The sequence below is a fragment of the Pseudonocardia sp. HH130629-09 genome, from assembly GCF_001294645.1.
Classification (GTDB): domain Bacteria; phylum Actinomycetota; class Actinomycetes; order Mycobacteriales; family Pseudonocardiaceae; genus Pseudonocardia.
In genome coordinates this window covers 333061-352082 of the sequence record NZ_CP011868.1, presented here as the reverse complement: position 1 = coordinate 352082, position 19022 = coordinate 333061, and the positions used below count along the sequence as shown (strand labels likewise).

The window sequence follows — 19022 nt, the reverse complement described above, 5'->3', positions numbered from 1 at the left end:
GGTTCAGCACCGGCTGCCCGAGGTCGCGGCGACGGAGTCCACCGGGACCCACTGGTTCTGCTCGGTGAGCTTGCGGAAGCCGCCGTCGACGATCGTCTCGGCCGCGACCTCGGTGCCGACCGGCAGCGTGCGGACCGGCGCCGCCGAGTTGCCGGGGGCCGCGCGCACCGTGACCTGCTCGCCCTGCACGACGACACGGCAGCCGGTCGTCTCCAGATCGCCCGTGACACCGCCGTAGGCGAGTGCGACGGCCGTCAGGCCGACACCGATGAGCCCCACCAGCGGCCAGCCCCTCAGGAGGGACTTCCGGGTGAGCCCGAAGACCTTCGCCACCGTGGTTCCCCTCCCGTCGGACGCTGCCGCTGACCACGGTAGCCGGTCCGCGGCCACGGGCTCGACCATCACAGGGGTGTCGGACCGGTTACTCCTACGGGCGTGCGGAGCCGGTGAACAGATAGCGTGTGGCCCAGTCAGCGGGTCGCCGCGCCGGGGACCCGCCCGGTCGTCCCGGGCCCGTCCGCCGGCGCCGGCGCGGCCCGCTCGCTGGACACGGCAGCACACACGACGAGCCGAGGCAGGCCTGAGGACGCGATGAAGCTCACCTACACGTACACCGACGAGGCGCCGGCGCTGGCGACCCACTCCTTCCTGCCGGTCATCGAGGCCTTCGCCGGACAGGCCGGGGTCGACGTGGAGACCCGCGACATCTCCCTCGCCGCCCGGATCCTGGCGAAGTTCCCGGACCGGCTGACCGAGGCCCAGCGCGTCCCGGACTCGCTGGCCGAGCTGGGCGAGCTGGCGAAGACCCCGGACGCCAACATCATCAAGCTGCCGAACATCTCGGCGTCGATCCCGCAGCTCAAGGCGGCCATCACCGAGCTGCAGGGTGCCGGCTACGACGTACCGGACTACCCGGAGAACCCGCAGACCGAGCAGGAGAAGGCCGCCCGCGCCGCCTACGACTCGGTCAAGGGCTCCGCGGTCAACCCGGTGCTGCGCGAGGGCAACTCCGACCGCCGCGCCCCGCTGTCGGTGAAGAACTTCGCCCGCAAGCACCCGCACTCGATGGGCGCGTGGAGCCCCGACTCCACCAGCCACGTCGCCACCATGGACGAGGGCGACTTCCGCCACTTCGAGACCTCGTTCACCGCCGCCGGTGACGGCGCGGTCCGCATCGAGCACGTCGCCACCGACGGCACCGTCACGGTGCTGAAGGAGAAGATCGCGCTGCTGGACGGCGAGGTGTTCGACGGCGCCGTCATGCGTCGCGAGGCACTGCAGGCCTTCCTCGCCGAGCAGGTCGCCGACGCCAAGGCCGAGGGAGTGCTGTTCTCGGTGCACCTCAAGGCCACGATGATGAAGGTCTCCGACCCGATCATCTTCGGGCACGCCGTCCGCGCCTACTTCGCCGACGTCTTCGACTCCTACGGCGACGACCTCGCCTCCGTCGGCGCCGACCCCGACGACGGTCTCGCCTCGATCCTGACCGCGCTGGAGAAGCTGCCCGCCGACGAGCGCGAGGCGATCGAGAAGGCCATCACCACCGCCTACGAGACCGGCCCGGCCCTGGCCCAGGTCGACTCCTCGCGCGGCATCACCAACCTGCACGTCCCCAGCGACGTCATCATCGACGCCTCGATGCCGGCCGCCATCCGCTCGTCCGGGAAGATGTGGAACGCCGACGACGCCCTGCAGGACACCAAGTTCGTCATCCCGGACTCGTCCTACGCCCCGCTCTACGACGAGACCGTCAAGCACTGCCAGGCCAACGGCGCCTTCGACCCGACGACGATGGGCACCGTCCCGAACGTCGGCCTGATGGCGCAGAAGGCCGAGGAGTACGGCAGCCACGACAAGACCTTCGAGGTCGCCTCTGCCGGCACCGTGCGCGTCGTCGACGCGGCCACGGGCGAGGAGAAGCTCTCGCACGAGGTCGGCGAGGGTGACATCTGGCGCGGCTGCCAGACCAAGGACGCCCCGATCCGCAACTGGGTCGGGCTGGCCGTCGAGCGGGCCCGGGCCACCGGCTCCCCCGCCGTCTTCTGGCTGGACTCCGCGCGCGCCCACGACGCGCAGCTGATCGCGAAGGTCGAGAAGTACCTGGGCGAGCACGACACCGACGGCCTGACCATCGAGATCCTCCCGATCGCAGAGGCCACCCGCTACACCCTGGAGCGGACCCGCAAGGGCGAGGACACCATCTCGGTCACCGGCAACGTGCTGCGCGACTACCTCACCGACCTGTTCCCGATCATGGAGCTGGGCACGTCGGCGAAGATGCTGTCGATCGTCCCGCTGATGAACGGCGGCGGCCTGTTCGAGACCGGCGCCGGCGGGTCCGCGCCGAAGCACGTGCAGCAGCTGCAGAAGGAGAACCACCTGCGGTGGGACTCCCTCGGCGAGTTCCTCGCGCTGGCCGTCTCGCTGGAGATGCTGGCGTCGAAGACCGAGGAGCCGCTGCGGGCGAAGCTGCTCGGCCAGACCCTCGACGAGGCCACCGGCAGGCTGCTGGAGAACGGGAAGTCGCCGTCGCGCAAGGTCGGGGAGCTCGACAACCGCGGCAGCCACTTCTACATCGCGCTGTACTGGGCGCAGGCCCTCGCCGCGCAGACCGAGGACACCGAGCTGGCCGCGATCTTCGCCCCGCTCGCCGAGAAGCTCGCCGCCGCCGAGGACACGATCGTCGGTGAGCTGAACGCGGTCCAGGGCGACCCGGTCGACCTGGGCGGCTACTACTACGTCGACCGCGCGAAGACCGACGCGATCATGCGGCCGAGCGCCACGTTCAACGCGGCGATCGACGCCTTCGCCGGCAAGTAGCCCCACCGACGACGGCCCGTCCCCCGCTGCCGGGAGGGCGGGCCGTCGCCGTGTCCGGACGACCACCATCCGTGGACCCGTTCGCGACACCACACCGCCGTCCGGGTGGCCGGAGGGTGATCGTTGCGATCATCGAGTGATCATGAGCGGCGCCGTGGGCGACGTCACTGACCCGTCCGGCGCAACCCCGGTCACGGTCCGACCGTACTCACCGGTACAATTACGTTAGCTATGATCATCATCGCCCTGCACCGCACCACCCCGACCGGGCCGCGCTCCCCCGCCCCATCGGGCGCTCCGGTGCGAGTACCGCGGGCGACGAGCACCGGCCCCGGCCGTCCGGGCAGCAAGCGCCCCGCCGGCCCGCGCCGGCCACCCACCAGGCGTCCCGCCGGGCCCGAGACGACCGGCGGCAGCCGGAGCTGACCCCGGCCCGGACCGGGGCGGGGTCAGCTGATCGTCAGCGAGCCCTGCGTGATCGTCAGCGCGAGCAGCAGGACGACGACGCCGAACCCGCCGTACACCAGCGCGTCGGCGTAGCGGCCGCGGATCGCGAGCAGCCCGACCCGGTCCGGCGGCAGCGCCACCCGCAGACACGCGGCGACCAGCATCGCCACCGCCAACGCCGCGGACCCCTCGCGCCAGTGCTCGGTCACCACCCGCTGCAGACCGACCAGGGACACCCCGAGGACGACGAGCAGCGGCCAGTGCGCCCGCAGCCGGGCCCGCAGACCGTGCCCGGAGCGGGTCTCCACCATCACTGCCCCCTGCTGTCCGTCACTGCGACGAGCTGCGTCCAGTACCGACGCTCACTCCGACAAGCTCCGCTCGGCGGCCTCGACGACGTTCGTCAGCAACATCCCTCGGGTCATCGGCCCCACGCCACCCGGCATCGGCGCCAGCAGCCCGGCGACCTCGGCGACCTCGGGGGCCACGTCTCCGACCAGACCCAGGTCGGTCCGGGTCACCCCGACGTCGAGCACCGCGGCGCCCGGCTTGATCTGGTCGGCGGTGATGAGTCCGGCCCTCCCCGCGGCGGCGACGACGACGTCGGCCTCCCGCAGGTGCACCGTCAGGTCCCGGGTGCCGGTGTGGCACAGGGTGACGGTCGCGTTCTCCGAGCGGCGGGTCAGCAGCAGCCCCAGCGGGCGGCCGACGGTCACGCCGCGCCCCACCACGACGACCCGCGCCCCGTCCAGCTCGACACCGAACCGGCGGCACAGCTCGACGATGCCGCGTGGGGTGCACGGCAGCGGCCCCGGCTCGCCGAGGACCAGCCGGCCCAGGTTCGTCGGGTGCAGGCCGTCGGCGTCCTTGCCCGGGTCGACCCGCTCCAGCGCGGCGCCGGCGTCGAGGCCGTCCGGGAGCGGGAGCTGCACGATGAAGCCCGTGCAGGTCGGATCGGCGTTCAGCTCGTCGATCGTGTCCTCGACCTGCGCCTGGCTCGCGTCGGCGGGGAGCTCACGCTGCAGCGACGTGATCCCGACCTTGGCGCAGTCGCGGTGCTTGCCGCGCACGTAGGCATGTGACCCGGGGTCGTCACCGACCAGCACCGTGCCCAGACCGGGGGTCACCCCGGCGGCGGTCAGCTTCTCGACACGGCCCCGCAGGTCGTCGAGCAGCTCCGCCAACGTCGCCTTGCCGTCCATCACGCGTGCGCTCACCCGGGCATCCTCTCAGGCAGCGCCCAGGCCGGTCGAACCTGACCGGAGGACGCCCGTGTGGCGAGCGGGTAGGGGACGCCGCCCCCACGACCTGCGACGACGGTCCGATCGCGTGCAACCGGGGTACAGGTCGGGTCTGGCCGTACGGAGGGGCGATGAACGATCTCCATGAGAGGAGAATCACACCACCGGGTGCACGGCCGGTCATGAACTCGACGAGGGGTTCTCCATGAGAGTGGAGAGCGACACCGCGGGGGCGCAGGCTGCTGCCCCGCCCGCCCCGGCAGGCAACCCGGCCCTGATGGGTCTCATCTGCTTCCTGCCGTCCGGCATCACGCTGGGCCCGTGGTTCGTGGGCTACCTGGACACCACCGCGCTGCCCGGCGGCATGATCCCGATCCCGACCTTCTCGGCGGGTCTGTTCCTGTTGCTGTCGGCCATGGCCGCGCTGCGCGTCGGGGACAGCGTCACCGCCGCGATCTTCGCCGTCTTCTCCGCGTTCCCGGTGTCGGCCGCGGGCAGGACGGTCAGCGGAAGTCCCGGGACGCCACCTTCACCGCCAGCGGCATCCGCTGCAGTCGGTCGGCCAGCAGGTTCAGCACGCCCTCCGGGCTGCGTTCGAGCCGGCCCCGGACCAGCAGCGCGGCACTCCCCAGCGCCACCGACCGGTAGCGCGCCCACAGTCCCTCCGAGCAGGTCACGTTCAGCATCCCGGACTCGTCCTCGAGGTTCACGAACGTCACCCCGCCCGCCGTCGCCGGGCGCTGGCGGTGGGTGACCAGTCCCCCGACCAGCACCCGGGCCGGGGTGTCCGGGCCGGCGCGGCGGCCCACCTCGTCGAGCCGGTCGATCCGGACCGCACCGAGCGCGTCGAGGTCCGCGCGCAGGTGCTGCACCGGATGGCTGTCCGGGGAGACGCCGGTGGCCCAGACGTCGGAGACGGTCAGCTCCGCCTCGGTCATCCCCGGCAGCGCCGGCGCGTCGAACCCGACGGTGGTGCCCGGCAGGTGCTCGGGCCGTACCCCCGCGACGACGCCCGCCGCCCACAGCGCCTCCCGCCGCCCCACACCGAAGCAGCCGAACGCGCCGGCCGTCGCCAGCGCCTCGGCCTGCGGGCCGGTCAGCCGGACCCGGCGGGCCAGGTCGGGCAGGTCCGCGAACGGCCCGCCCGCGTCGCGCTCGGCGTCGATGGACCCGGCGAGGTCCGCACCGACGGTGCGGACGCCCGCCAGACCCAGCCGGACCGCCTGGCCGCCGGTGCTGTCGTCGTCGGGCTCGAGGACGGCGTCGGCCCGCCCGGCATTCACGTCCGGCCGGTGCACCCGCACGCCGTGCCTGCGGGCGTCGGCCACCAGCGACTGCGGCGAGTAGAAGCCCATCGGCTGGGCGTTGAGCAGGCCCGCACAGAACGCCGCCGGGTGGTAGAGCTTGAACCACGCCGAGTAGTAGACGAGCGCGGCGAAGCTGATCGAGTGGCTCTCCGGGAACCCGAAGTTCGCGAAGGCCAGCATCTTGGCGAAGATCCGTTCGGCGAGCTCGCCGGTGATCCCGTTCGCGGCCATCCCGTCGTAGAACCGCTCGCGCAGCCGCTCCATCCGCTCGGTGGGCCGCTTGGACCCCATCGCCCGGCGCAGCTCGTCGGCCTCGGCCGCGGTGAACCCCGCGACGTCGACGGCGATCTGCATCATCTGCTCCTGGAACAGCGGGATGCCCAGGGTCTTGTGCAACGCGGGCTCGAGCAGCGGATGGTCGTGGTCCCAGGTCTCGAGCTCGTTGCGCCGACGGATGTAGGGGTGCACCGAGCCGCCCTGGATGGGGCCGGGCCGGATCAGCGCGACCTCGACGACCAGGTCGTAGAACTTGCGTGGGCGCAGCCGCGGCAGGGTGGCCATCTGGGCGCGGGACTCCACCTGGAACACCCCGACCGAGTCGGCGCGCGACAGCATCGCGTAGACCTCCGGGTCGGACTCGCCGATCTCGTGCAGCTCGATCCGCTCACCGGTGACGGTCTCGACCAGGTCCACCATCAGGTGCAGCGCGGTGAGCATGCCCAGCCCGAGCAGGTCGAACTTCACCAGCCCGGCCGCGGCGCAGTCCTCCTTGTCCCACTGCACGACGGTCCGGTCGGCCATCCGCGCCCACTCCACCGGCACGACCTCGGACACCGGCCGGTCGCAGATGACCATGCCGCCGGAGTGGATGCCCAGGTGCCGGGGCGCGCCCAACAGCTGCCCGGCGAGGTCCAGCAGCAGCGGCGGCATCTCCTGCGGGAGCTCGCTCGCCTCCAGGGCGTGCCAGCGTTCGACACGTCTGCTCCAGGCGTCCTGCTGGCCGGGTGAGAACCCGAGCGCCCGGGCGGTGTCCCGGATCGCCGACCGCGGCCGGTAGGTGATGACGTTCGCGACCTGTGCGGCGAACAGCCGGCCGTAGCGGCGGTAGACGTACTGGATCGCCTCCTCGCGGCGACCGGACTCGATGTCGAGGTCGATGTCGGGGTAGCCGTCGCGCTCCGGGGACAGGAACCGCTCGAACAGCAGCCCGTGCCGGACGGCGTCGACGTTGCTGATGCCCAGCGCGTAGCAGACCGCCGAGTTCGTGGCCGAGCCCCGGCCCTGGCAGAAGATGTCCGACCGGCGGCAGAAGTCGACGATGCCGTGGACGATCAGGAAGTAGCCGGGGAAGTTCTTCGCCTCGATGATCTCCAGCTCGCGCTGCACGGTGTACGCCGCGAACGGGTTCTCGTCATAGCTGCCATAACGCTCCATCCGGCCGCGTTCGGTCAGCACCCGCAGCCACGTCGTCTCGGTGTGCCCGGCCGGGACGTCGAACGGCGGCAGGCCCGGCGCCACCAGGTGCAGCTCGAACGCCAGCTCCCGGCCCAGCTCCGCCGCGCGTTCCACCGCGCCGGGGTGGCGCTCGTCGAACCGCAGGGCCATCTCCTGCCCGGACCGCAGGTGCGCGGTGCCCGCCGCGGGCAGCCAGGGGTCGATCTCGTCGAGGCTGCGCCGGGCCCGGACCGCGGCGACGGTAGCGGCCAGCGGGGCCCGGTCGGGGGTGGCGTAGTGCGCACCGGTCGTCGCCACCGTCGCGATCCCGGCCCGCTCGGCCAGCGCGGCCAGCGCGTCGTTGCGCTCGGTGTCGCCGGGCTCGCCGTACACGGTCAGCTCGACCCGCACGTTCTCCGCGCCGAAGCACGCGACCAGCCGGTCCAGCTCCGCCGCGGCGGCTGCCGGGCCCGAGCGGTCCAGGGCCCGGCGCACCGCGCCCTTGCGGCAGCCGGTGAGCACGACGACCTTCCCCGCGGTGTCGGCGACGACCTCGTCCGGGTCGTAGACCGGCCGGCCCTTCTCCCCGCCCCGCATCTGGGCGGTGGAGATGGTGCGGCACAGCGCGCGGTACCCGTCGGGGCCGCGGGCCAGCAGCAGCAGGTGCTCGCCCTCGGGATCGGCGACGCCGTTCTGCGGCGCGGTCAGCCCGGTGCTCAGCTCGGCTCCGAACACCGTGCGCACCCCGAGCGCGCGGGCCGCCTCGGCGAACCGCACGACCCCGTACATGCCGTCGTGGTCGGTGAGTGCGACCGTCTCCAGCCCCAGCTCGGCGGCGCGTTCGACCAGCTCCTCCGGAGCGCTCGCACCGTCGAGGAAGCTGAAGTGCGAATGACAGTGCAGCTCCGCGTACGGCACGACACCGGGCCCTGCCGGGCGCAGGTCCTCGGGCGGCTCGTAGGGGTCGCGGTGGACGGACCAGGCGGGGGCGTCCCCGCCGTCGGCCTCCGGACCGCCGCGCAGGCTCGCGCCGTCGCGCACGGGCCGACCCGACAGCGCGCTCTCCAGCTCCGCCCAGGGGACGTCCGGGTTCTGCCAGCCCATCCGCGCACGGTACTCGAACATGAGTTCGAACGTCGAGTGTCGGGTTCGCGGACGGGCGTCGCCGTGCGGGCCGGCCGGCTGCTCCCCAGCGCCGGTCGGCCCCGCACGGCGGATCCGGGCTCCGGCGCGGCACACCGGCCGCTCCCCAGCGCCGGCCCGCGGGCCACCCGGACGTACCCATCCGGTGCCGGCAGGTGGTTCGTGGACCGCCCCGCCGACATCTCCGAGTCCACCAGCCGAACCTGTGGAACGACTGAGACCCCGGTGTGGATCGACCGAGGATCACCGCGGCCCGGGTCGCGCCGGGCCGTACCGTCGTGTTCGTGACGCCATGTCGTGATCGTCGGTTCACCGCACGACCACGCCCGATGACGGATGCTGGTCCGACGCCGCGGCACCCGACCGGTGCCGCGCACGCACCGAGCAGCGCCGGACACCCGGCGCGGACGAGGCCCGGCACCGGGCCGGACGACAGGGGTGGCTCCATGGGACGGGCGAGCAGGACGGGGGGCCGGTACCGGCTGCGGCTGGGGAACCGGCTGGTCAGGGTCGCGGCGGCCGGGGTGGCCGTCGTCGCGCTCGCGGCCTGCGCGGACGTCCCCGCGGCACCGGGCTCCGCGACGATCGGCGCTGCCGGCGGCGGGGGTCAGGCCGCCGCACAGGGCGATCCCGGCCTCCCGCAGCGGCTCGCGGCCGCGGTCGGCGGCGACGGCGCCTACGCCCACCTGCAGCAGTTCGAGAAGCTCGCCGACGCGAACGCCGGCAACCGCGCCGTGGGCACCCCCGGGTACGACGCGGCCGTCGACCACGTCGTCGGGACGCTGCGCGCGAGCGGGTTCACGGTGTCGACACCGTCGTTCGAGGTGCGGACCTTCTCCGCGGGCGACGCGCGGCTGACCGTGGCCGGCGCCCCCGTGACGACCGAGGTGCTCGGCTTCTCCCCCGCCACCCCGCCCGGCGGGCTGACCGCGCCGCTGTCGCTGCGCCCGCGCACCCCGCAGGACCCGACACCGGGCTGCGAGGCGGCCGACTACACCGGCATGCCGGCCGGGGCCATCGCCGTCGTCGAGCGTGGGACCTGCGAGTTCGGGCAGAAGTCCCGGCTCGCGGGCGCAGCGGGTGCGGCGGCGGTGATCGTCATCAACACCGAGGACGCGGCCCTGCCCGCCACCCTCGGCGACACCCCGGGGGTCGTCCCGACGGCGTCCGTGACGAAGTCCGCCGGGGCAGCCCTGCGCGAAGGCCAGCAGGCCTCGCTCGTGCTCGACACCACGATCCGGCAGCAGACCTCGCGGAACGTGATCGCCGAGACCACCACCGGCGACCCGGCCAGGGTCGTGGTCGCCGGGGCCCACCTCGACAGCGTCCCCGAGGGCGCCGGGATCAACGACAACGGCAGCGGCAGCGCCGCCCTGCTCGAGATCGCGCAGAAGCTCGGCGGTTCCCCACCGGTCGGTCAGAAGGTGCGCTTCGCGTGGTGGGGCGCCGAGGAGATCGGCCTGGTCGGCGCCACGAAGTACGTCGAGGGCCTGTCCGAGGCCGACCGCGCGCGGATCGCGCTGTACCTCAACTTCGACATGGTCGGCTCGCCGAACCCCGGCTACCTCGTCTACGACGGCGACAACTCCGACGGCCTCGGCGGTGAGGCCGGCCCGCCCGGCTCCGACACCGCGGAGCGCGTCCTGACCGAGGCGCTGGTCGGGGCGGGCGTGAACGGCCCCGAGGGCACCGCGTTCGACGGGCGCTCGGACTACGGCCCGTTCATCGATGCCGGCATCCCGGCCGGTGGCCTGTTCACCGGCGCCGAGGAGCGGAAGACCCCGGAGCAGGCGCAGAAGTGGGGCGGCACGGCGGGGCAGTCCTACGACCCCTGCTACCACACGCCCTGCGACCGGCTGACCAACATCGACCGGACCGCGCTGGACCGGAACGTGACGGCGATGGCCTCGGCGATCGGCCGGTTCGCGGTCGACCTCACCGGGGTCCCGCAGCGCTGACCCGCCCGCGCCGGGCCCCGCTCCGGCCGCGTGGGCAGCGCTGTCGGCACGACAGTGCTGCCTGCGGTGCCCGCCGTCGGCCGGTGGCTCAGTCGTAGACACCGGTCACCTCCCAGCGGCCGCTGCGGTGCACGAGCAGCAGGGCCGCGCCGTCGGCGAGCACGACCTGCAGCCGGACCGCGGGCCCGGGGCCGTCGGGGTCCCACCAGCGGGTGTGCACCGGCCAGGGCCCGGCCCAGCCGGTGACCTCCCGGTCCGGGTCACCGCCCGCGACCCGGTGCGGGACGCCGTCGAGCAGGTCCGGCGCGGCCGGGTGCACCTCGGTGCCGTCCGCGGCGAGCAACCGGACCGGGACCGGGTCCGGGGGCACCGTCGCCGGCGACGGTGCCGGGAGCCGGCCGGGCCAGGTCGCCGGGGGGTCGGCAGGGCGACGGCCGGGGGCGCGGCGGGGGTGCGCGGCCCCGGGAGCCGCCGGTGCGGGCAGCGCGTCTCCCGCCCGCACCTCCGCCGGCCGCCCCGGGACCGGTGCGTGCGCAGCAGGGTCCGTGCACCCCGTGCTCCCGGCGGTGCTCCCGGTGCTGGTCCCGGCGCCGTCCGCCGCGGGGGCCGTGGCCTCCGGCCGGGCGGGGACCGCGGTGTCGGGCTGGGCGGGGACCGCGGTGTCCTCGACGACCCGTTCGTCGCCCCACCGCACCAGCCGCACCCGCTCGCCCGGGTCGCGGCCACCCGTCGGGACCACGGTGAACACCGCCTCCGGCCCGAGCAGCGCCTGCACCCGGACCAGGGCCCGCCCGGCCCGCTCGTCGCCCTCGCCGACGTCGCCCCACAACCCGCGCTGCAGCGCCCCGGCGACCACGGTGTCCTCCGGGGTGAGCCGCAGCGCGACCAGCGTCCCGGAGCCGCCGCGCCCGAGCCACGAGTCGAGCTGCCAGCGCACCCGGTCGACCGTCCCGGACGGGGTCAGCGGCTCGGCGCACCGCCAGACCCGCAGCAGCTCCTCCCCGCTCTCGGTGCGTGCGTGCACCCCCAGCCGGGTGCAGGCCAGGCCGTGTCCGGCGAGCGCGGTGTGCAGCCGGGTCGCGAGCGCCCGCGCGGCGAAGGCGGCCGCGTCGACCCGGTCCACCGGTGGATCCAGCTCGACCGCCGCGGCCAGCTCCTCCGGCGGGACCCGACGCGCGGGCGGGCGGGGGTCGCGCCCGCGGGCGAGCCGGTGCGCGGCCACCGCGGCGGCGCCGAAGCGCGAGGCCACGTCGGCCTCCGACAGCGACGCGAACGCCCCCAGCGAGCGCAGCCCCAACCGACGCAGCAGGTCCACCAGCGCAGCCCGGTCGACGTCGGGGTCCCGGTCCAGCTCGGCGACCTCCAGCGGTGCGAGGAACTCCGCCGACCGCCCCGGTGGCACCCCACGCCCCCGGCGGGCGGCGAGCTCGGCGGCGAACATCCCGTCCGCGACGCCGATCTGGCACTCGGTCCCGGCGTGCAGCGCGACCTGGTCGATCAGCCGCTCCACCGCGGCGCGCTCCCCGCCGAACCAGCCGACCGGACCGCGCGCGGGCAGCACCAGCAGCCCCGGCCGCACCACCTCGACGCCGGGGGCGAGCGCCTCCACCGCGGCGACGACCGGCTCGAACAGCCGGGCGTCGCGCCCCGGGTCGGGGGCGAGCACCACGAGCTCCGGGCACCGGGCCTGCGCCTCCCGACGCCGCAGGCCCCGGCGAACGCCGTGCCGGCGGGCCGTCGCCGAGCAGGCCAGGACCCGGTTGGCGTGCAGCACCGCGGCCGGCCGGTCCGCCGGGACGTGCGCGGCGCGGGCGGCCGCGGTGACCGGCCAGTCCGGGGACCAGACCGCCAGCACCCGCGGGTCGGGCTCCGCCCGCCCACCGCCGCCCGTGCCCGCTCCGCCGCGCACGCTCACCCTGCCGCCCGCGCTCCCGCCGACGCCCGCGTCCACTCCGCCGCGCGCGCTCGCACCACCGCCCGCGTCCGACGTACCGGACGTGCTCATCCCGCCGCCCGGGCCACGGGGCGCGCAACCGGGGCCTCGCCCACCGCCGGCGCGTGGACCGCGGGGACCGACGGCACCGAGGCGATCGCGGGTACCGACGGCGCCACGGGGACCGGGGGCGTCACCGGGGCCGGGGCGACCGTCCCGCCGGGACCGGGGAGGAGCACCTCCACCCCCCGGCCGGCCGGGCCGATCCCGCGCCCCTCCGCCCGGACCTCGACCCGCCGGGACCGCAGCCGCCCCGTCCCGCGGCCGACGCCCTCCCAGCGCGGACGGGTGCAGTGCAGCCGCAGGTCGGCCCCCGGCCACCCGCCGAGCGCCAGCGGCACCGCGCCCCGCTGCCGGGTCCGCGCGGCGAGCCGCTGCCGGTCCCCGGCCCGCAGCCCGGCCCGCTCCGGCCCGGCCACGACCACGAGGTCCAGCCCGTCCAGCAGCGCCGCGGTCACCCCGACCAGGTCCGCGCCGGGGTCGGGGACCAGCGCCAGCCGGTCCAGCCGCACGCCCGCCTCCGCCGCGGCCGTCGCGCCGAGTCCGGGGCGGCCGACCACACCCGCCCACGCGCCCTCCGCGGACGCGGCGGCCAGCAGCGCGAACAGCAGCGACCCCGCACCGGATCCCCCGCCCACCGCCACGGTGGATCCCCGCCGCAGGCCCCCACCGGGCAGCAGACCGGCCAGCGGCCCCGGCACCGGCAGCAGGTCCGCCTCGCTCACCGGACGCGGCTCGACCGTCCCGACCCTGCGGGCCGGGGCCTCCGGCTCCGGGCAGGGCCCCGCGGGCACCGGCCGGGACCGCTCCAGGCCCGCCCGGGTCTCCGTCCGGTGCAGGACGTGCCGGGCCCGGGCGAGCCGCTCGGCGGCGGAACCTGCCGAGGACCCCGGCCCCCCGGCCGGGCCCCGCGCCCCGGGCAGCGGCTCCCGCCCGCCCCCGGGAGCACGGGACCCGGTTCCGACCACCGGCCCGGACCCCTCCGGACCGGTGTCGGCCCCGACGTCGGCGCCGGCTCCCCCACCGGCACCGCCGATCACCCGGCCGACCGCCGCCGCTCCCCCGACGACGACCGGCCCCTCGCCCGCACCGACGCGCACCGCAGTACCTCCCCGCCACACACCGCGCCACGGCCGAACGGCCGCGACCTCGCCCGGCGCGCCGCGGGGAAGGCGAAGCGTGCTCGAACTGACGTTCGAAGCATAGGGCCCGTGCCGCCGCTCCGCATCCCCCGGGTGGGGGTGGTGACGACGACGGGAGGACCGTCGCACGCACCCCTGACATTCTCGGCCGGAAGACCCTCCGAGCTGCTCCGAACGCCGACGGCCCGGGACCGCGCGAGGCGGTCCCGGGCCGTCGGGTGGGGCAGTGGGTCAGCAGTGGGTCAGTGGGCGAAGTGCCGTGTCCCGGTCAGGTACATCGGCACGCCCGCCTTGGCGCAGGCCGCGACGACCTCCTCGTCCCGGACCGAGCCGCCGGGCTGCACGACGGCGGCGACACCGGCGTCGAGCAGCACCTCCAGCCCGTCGGGGAAGGGGAAGAACGCGTCGGAGGCGGCAACCGCGCCGCGGGCCCGGTCCCCGGCCCGGGTCACGGCGAGCTTCGCCGCGTCGACCCGGTTGACCTGGCCCATGCCGACGCCGACCGCGGCGCCGTCGTGGGCGAGCAGGATGGCGTTGGACTTCACCGCGCGGCAGGCGCGCCAGGCGAACGCGAGGTCGTCGAGCACCTCGGGGGCCACGGCGTCGCCGGTGACGAGCTTCCAGGCGGCCGGGTCGTCGCCGTCGGCGTCGACGAGGTCGCGCTGCTGCACCAGCAGCCCGCCGGAGATCGGGCGCAGCTCGGTGCCGGTGCGGGCGGCGCCGTCGGGGATGCGGAGCACGCGGACGTTCTTCTTGCGCGCCAGCACCTCCAGCGCGCCGTCGGCGTAGCCGGGGGCCACGACGACCTCGGTGAAGATCTCGGCGACCTGTTCGGCCATCGCGACCGAGACCTCGCCGTTGACCGCGATGACCCCACCGAACGCCGACACCGGGTCGGTGGCGTGCGCCTTGCGGTGGGCCTCGGCGACGTCGGCGCCGACCGCGATCCCGCACGGGTTGGCGTGCTTGATCACCGCGACCGTCGGACGGTCGCCGTGGTCGTGCGCGGCGCGCCAGGCGGCGTCGGCGTCGACGTAGTTGTTGTAGGACATCTCCTTGCCGTGCAGCTGCTCGGCGCCGGCGAGGCCGGAGCCGGTGCCGTCGGTGTAGAGCGCGGCCGACTGGTGCGGGTTCTCGCCGTAACGCAGCGGGCGCTCGCGGGTCCAGGTGGCGCCGACCCACTCGGCTGAGGCCTCGTCGTCGCCGGTGGGGAACTGCTCGCCCATCCAGGTCGCGACCGAGACGTCGTAGGCGGCGGTGTGCCGGTAGGCGTCGGCGGCGAGCCTGCGGCGGTCCTCCACGACGAAACCGCCCGCGCCGACCTGCTCGAGCACCCAGGCGTAGCGCGACGGGTCGACGACGACCGCGACGCTCTCGTGGTTCTTCGCCGAGGCCCGCACCATCGCCGGGCCGCCGATGTCGATCTGCTCGACGGCCTCGTCGCGGCTCGCGCCGGACGCGACGGTCTCGCGGAACGGGTAGAGGTTCGACACCAGCAGGTCGAACGGCGCGATGTTCAGCTGCTCGAGCTGGGCGAGGTGCTCGGGCTTGCGGGTGTCGGCGAGCAGCCCGGCGTGCACCCGCGGGTGCAGGGTCTTGACCCGGCCGTCGAGGCACTCGGGGAACCCGGTGATCTCCTCGACGGGGGTGACCGGGACGCCGGCGTCGGCGATCCGCTGGGCGGTGGAGCCGGTCGAGACGATCTCCACCCCGGCGGCGTGCAGCCCGGTGGCCAGGTCGAGGAGACCGGCCTTGTCGTAGACGCTGATCAGGGCCCGGCGTACCGGCCTGCGCTCACTCACTGTTCACCTCGTGGGGTTGGGCGGCGGTGGCGAACCGTCGCACGGTCGCGACCAGCAGCCGTCGTTCCTCGGTCTTGATGCGCTCGTGCAGGGAGGTCTCGTCGTCGCCCGGGAGCACGGGGACCTCCGCCTGTGCGAGCACCGGTCCGGTGTCGAGCCCGGCGTCGACCTCGTGCACGGTCGCGCCGGTGACGGGCACCCCGGCGGCCAGCGCGTCCCGGACGGCGTGCGCGCCCGGGAACGCCGGCAGCAGAGCCGGGTGCGTGTTCAGCATCGGGCATCCGAGCGCGTCCAGGAAGGCCGGGGAGACGAGCTTCATGAACCCCGCCCCGACGACGAGGCCCGGCCAGTGCGCGCGGACGGCCGCGGCGAGCGCGGTGTTCCAGGCGTCGCGGCCGGCGTGGTCGGCGACCCGTTCGACGAAGGTGGGGACGCCGGCGGCACGGGCCCGGTCGAGCCCGGCGGCACCCGGGCGGTCGGCCCCGACGGCGACGACGGCGAACCCGGCGTCCGCGGTGTCGAGCAGTGCCTGCAGCAGGGTCCCGCTCCCGGAGACGAGGACGACGACCCGCAGCGCCTCGTGCCGCTCCTGCGCGCCCACCGTGTCCCTTCCTCGCCGGTCCAGGCCGCTCCACGGCCCCTGGCCAGGGTAGACGCGCCCTCCGACGGCGACGGTGCCCGGTGCGGTGGCCCGGGTCACCCGGCCCCGGTCGTGGGTCGAGTCGGGTCAGTCGGCCCTGTCGGCCCTGTGGTCCCTGTCGGCCACGTGGTCGCCGCGGTCGCGGTCCCGTTCGCTGGCGCCCTCGTCCGCGGCGCCGCGGCGGGAGGCCGTGCGCCCGGCTCCGTCGGGCTCCTCGTCGGAGACGGCGTGGCGGTGGGGGTGGACGTCGCCGTGCTCTCCGTCGTCGTCCCACGTGGCGTCGGCCCGGCGGACGGGTGCCCCGGCGGTGCGACGGCGCTCGACCAGCTCCGCCACCGTCGGGGTGCGACGGCGGTCCCGGGCGGCCCGGGCCCGGTCGACCGCGGTACGCGGCCGGTCGGTGCCGCCCATCGGGACGTGCCGGGCGAGCTCGGTCCCCGCGCAGGTCAGCACGGCCGGGATCCCGACCAGCAGCAACGCGCAGCCGAGGACCGCCCACGGGTGGAACGACACCGGGTCGTAGGGCCCGCCCGCGAGCGCTCCCCCGGCGAGCGCCGCCGGGACCGCCGCCCCGACCGCGACGACCACCGCCGCCGTCGCCGGGGCCGCGACCCGCTCCACGACCGGCGCGTCCTCCCCCAGCGCCCGGCGGCAGGCGATCCCGCCGAGCACCCCCGCGACGACGGGCAGCAGCACGACCAGCACCGCGGCCGTCGGGACGGTGGTGACGGGCAGGACCGCCACGGGCGGGAACGGCGGCAGCGGCCCCGGCTCGGCGTCGAACGGACCCGACCGGGCGATGCCGACCGACACCCCCGCGCCCAGCGCCCAGGACAGCGCCCCGACCAGGGCGTTCGGCAGGTACCCCACGCTCAGCACCAGCACCCCGAAGCCCGCCCAGGCCCCGGGGGCGATGCGCTCGGCGGTGTCGGCGACGTCCGAGGCGCTCGCGAGCAGCGCCACGGTCAGGACGAGGGCGGCGACCAGCAGCAGCCCGGCGGCCGCGACCCGGGCCCCGGCGAGCGCCGCGCCGGGCCATCCCGACAGCACCCGCTGCCACGCGGCCGGGGCCCCGCACGCGTGGACGACGCCGATCCCGGCGGCCGTCCCGGCCACCAGCCCGGCCCCCATCATCGAGGCCCAGGGCGCGGTCACGGCCATGTCCCGCGGCAGCAACGCCCCGGCCAGCACGGCGACCGCGGCGGCGGCCCCGACCTGGGAGGCGACGACGGCGCCGGCGTCGTGCCGGACCCGCCCGCCCAGCCGGAGCACCGCCCACCGCGAGCAGAAGGCGACCAGCGCGACGACCACCAGCGTCGGCAGCAGCGGCAACACCCCGAACGGGCGCCCGTCCACGGCGACCGGGATGAGGTGCGCGGCCAGCCACAGCGGGACGGCGGTGGCGAGTGCCCCGTCCGCGGTGACCTCGACGCCGCCGGTGCCGGTCAGCAGCGCCGCCACCGGTACGAGCATCGTGTACCCGGCGAGGACGGCACCCATCGTGGCCACGAGGAGGATCCGCAGCCGGTCCAGCCCGGTGCCGGTCCCGGTGCCGCGCGTCGGGGTCCGGACGGGGCGGCGGTGCCCCCGCTCCCGCTCCGCGACGGCGGTCGCGCGCCCACCGCGGGACCGCTCGGGTGCGGGCCCGGTGGACCGGGCCCGGGAGGCCGGGCGACCGCGGGCGGGACGGGGCGGGGTGGTGCTCACCGGGTCAGCGTCGCAGCGAACCCGGTTCGGGAGGGGCAGGCACGCCGTGACGTGCCGGGGCCCACGGTCCCGGCAGGTCAGGCGGAGCCGTCACCGCCGGGCCGGAAGGTGCGGGTGGCCTCGGCGTCACCGGTGGCCGGGGCCCAGGGATTCTCGGTCTGCTCGCCGGCGGCCGGGGTGGAGCCGGGGATCGCGGAAGGGCGGGTGACGCCCGTGTCCTCGCCCACCTGGTCCGCGCCCGCCGTGTGGGGGGTGGTCGCGGGCGGGGCCTGCTCGGATCCCGGTGTGCCGGTCACCGCGGCGGCGCGATCGCCGTAGGACACACCGGAGAAGGCGCCGCCCCCGCCGGACGGCGTGTACGGTGCCGCGTCGGCCTGCGGGCTGCGTCCGCCGCCGACCGCGTGCCGGTCCGCGTCGTCGCCGGTCCGGTCCTGCACCCCGGGCGCCTCGGGCGCTCCGTGGGCACCGGGCTGGCCCGGGTATTGCCCGACGGCGGGCTGCGACACCGCGGGCACCGCGCCGGAGGCGCCGTAGGGGGCGGCGCCGTACTGACCCGATCCGTACTGACCGGCGCCGTACTGGCCGGCCCCCTGCTGCGCGGCGCCGTGCTGTTCTGTGCCGTGCTGGCCCCCACCGTGCTGCCCTGTGCCGTGCTGCCCTGTGCCGTGCTGGCCCCCACCGGGCTGCCCTGCGCCGTACTGCACCCCACCGGGCTGCCCTGCGCCGTACTGCACCCCACCGGGCTGCCCCGAGGCGTACGGAGCGGCACCGGACGGGGCCCCGTAGGGACTCGCGCCGTACTGGCCCGGGGCGTAGGGGGCCGCCGCGTAGCGCGCAGCACCGGAGGCCGCGCCGTACGGCGCCGCGGCTCCCGGCTGGCCCACGCCGTAGGACTGCTGCGGCATCCAGGGCGCCTGCTGGCCCGGCGGGACCTGGCCGGGGCCCCAGCCGGGCTGCCCGACGTGCGACGGGCGCTGTACCCGGGGGGCGGGAGCGGCGACCACGCCGGACAGGAGCAGCTGAGCGTAGAGCAGTGCGGCGGCGGCGAGCAGGGCGACCACGAACACGACCCAGCCCAGCGTGCCGCCGATCGCCGCGGTGCCGGTACCGGCCAGGACCAGCAGCATCGTCAGCGCACCCGTCGTCGACAGGACCACGCCCGCGACCAGGGTGCGGCCAGTGCCGGGCAGCAGGGTGAGCGCACCCGCGACACCACCGGCGACGACCATCGCGACCGGGAACAGCCCGGTGGTGACGTCGAAGAAGGTCAGGACCAGCGCCAGCAGGGCCAGCACGGCCCCCGCCAGCACGGCGATCCGCACCGTCGGAGCAGGCGGGGCCTGCTCGGGAGCCGGGGCGGCCCCTGGCTCGTTGCTCGACATGACGAC

12 protein-coding genes are annotated in these 19022 nt (G+C 75.9%); 2 read left to right on the top strand and 10 right to left on the bottom strand.

Annotated features, from left to right (window positions below; genetic code table 11):
- Positions 1 to 3: 3 nt before the first annotated feature.
- Positions 4 to 333: a hypothetical protein gene (locus XF36_RS01675; RefSeq protein ID WP_060710605.1), complete on the bottom strand. Its 330-nt coding sequence runs from the start codon at positions 331 to 333 to the stop codon at positions 4 to 6.
- Between the two features lie 258 nt (positions 334 to 591).
- Between XF36_RS01675 and XF36_RS01670 the strand changes: the two genes are divergently transcribed.
- Complete coding sequence (locus XF36_RS01670; RefSeq protein WP_060710604.1) at positions 592 to 2820, top strand: NADP-dependent isocitrate dehydrogenase; 2229 nt, start codon at positions 592 to 594, stop codon at positions 2818 to 2820.
- A gap of 449 nt (positions 2821 to 3269) precedes the next feature.
- On the opposite strand, the gene XF36_RS01665 is transcribed toward XF36_RS01670, so the two are convergent.
- From XF36_RS01665 to XF36_RS01655, 3 genes are all read right to left on the bottom strand, one after another.
- A complete protein-coding gene (locus XF36_RS01665; RefSeq protein ID WP_060710603.1) occupies positions 3270 to 3578 on the bottom strand; it encodes a DUF3017 domain-containing protein in 309 nt (102 codons plus the stop codon).
- Between the two features lie 51 nt (positions 3579 to 3629).
- Complete coding sequence (locus XF36_RS01660) at positions 3630 to 4484, bottom strand: bifunctional methylenetetrahydrofolate dehydrogenase/methenyltetrahydrofolate cyclohydrolase (protein WP_060710602.1); 855 nt, start codon at positions 4482 to 4484, stop codon at positions 3630 to 3632.
- 527 nt (positions 4485 to 5011) lie between these two features.
- Complete coding sequence (locus XF36_RS01655; protein ID WP_060714340.1) at positions 5012 to 8353, bottom strand: error-prone DNA polymerase; 3342 nt, start codon at positions 8351 to 8353, stop codon at positions 5012 to 5014.
- 485 nt (positions 8354 to 8838) lie between these two features.
- Between XF36_RS01655 and XF36_RS01650 the strand changes: the two genes are divergently transcribed.
- Positions 8839 to 10350, top strand: a complete 1512-nt coding sequence (locus XF36_RS01650) for a M28 family metallopeptidase (protein WP_064485358.1) — start codon at positions 8839 to 8841, stop codon at positions 10348 to 10350.
- Positions 10351 to 10438: 88 nt separating this feature from the next.
- Here the strand turns inward: XF36_RS01650 and XF36_RS01645 are convergent, their stop codons facing one another.
- The 6 genes from XF36_RS01645 to XF36_RS31135 form a co-directional block, all read right to left on the bottom strand.
- The gene (locus tag XF36_RS01645; RefSeq protein WP_060714338.1) at positions 10439 to 12259 is read right to left on the bottom strand and encodes a Y-family DNA polymerase; all 1821 of its coding nucleotides are present in this window, start codon (positions 12257 to 12259) and stop codon (positions 10439 to 10441) included.
- Between the two features lie 92 nt (positions 12260 to 12351).
- Positions 12352 to 13443, bottom strand: coding sequence for a hypothetical protein (locus tag XF36_RS33575; protein WP_064485357.1), 1092 nt, complete (start codon positions 13441 to 13443; stop codon positions 12352 to 12354).
- A gap of 284 nt (positions 13444 to 13727) precedes the next feature.
- On the bottom strand, positions 13728 to 15287 hold the full coding sequence (gene purH, locus XF36_RS01635; protein ID WP_060710601.1) for a bifunctional phosphoribosylaminoimidazolecarboxamide formyltransferase/IMP cyclohydrolase: 1560 nt from the start codon (positions 15285 to 15287) through the stop codon (positions 13728 to 13730).
- Entirely contained in the window at positions 15280 to 15888 is a 609-nt protein-coding gene (purN, locus tag XF36_RS01630; RefSeq protein WP_060714337.1) for a phosphoribosylglycinamide formyltransferase, read from the bottom strand. The genes purH and purN overlap by 8 nt, the downstream gene beginning before the upstream one ends.
- Before the next feature lie 126 nt (positions 15889 to 16014).
- Positions 16015 to 17634, bottom strand: coding sequence for a DUF6350 family protein (locus tag XF36_RS01625; RefSeq protein ID WP_060710600.1), 1620 nt, complete (start codon positions 17632 to 17634; stop codon positions 16015 to 16017).
- A gap of 77 nt (positions 17635 to 17711) precedes the next feature.
- Positions 17712 to 19016: a DUF5336 domain-containing protein gene (locus tag XF36_RS31135; RefSeq protein WP_145981227.1), complete on the bottom strand. Its 1305-nt coding sequence runs from the start codon at positions 19014 to 19016 to the stop codon at positions 17712 to 17714.
- Between the last annotated feature and the right edge of the window lie 6 nt (positions 19017 to 19022).

What these genes read in the sequence shown, in the direction of transcription:
- XF36_RS01670 (WP_060710604.1), top strand. Translation starts at nt 592, where the DNA reads ATGAAGCTCACCTACACGTACACCGACGAGGCGCCGGCGCTGGCGACC.
- XF36_RS01665 (WP_060710603.1), bottom strand. Translation starts at nt 3,578, where the DNA reads ATGGTGGAGACCCGCTCCGGGCACGGTCTGCGGGCCCGGCTGCGGGCG.
- XF36_RS01655 (WP_060714340.1), bottom strand. Translation starts at nt 8,353, where the DNA reads ATGGGCTGGCAGAACCCGGACGTCCCCTGGGCGGAGCTGGAGAGCGCG.
- XF36_RS01650 (WP_064485358.1), top strand. Translation starts at nt 8,839, where the DNA reads ATGGGACGGGCGAGCAGGACGGGGGGCCGGTACCGGCTGCGGCTGGGG.
- XF36_RS31135 (WP_145981227.1), bottom strand. Translation starts at nt 19,016, where the DNA reads ATGTCGAGCAACGAGCCAGGGGCCGCCCCGGCTCCCGAGCAGGCCCCG.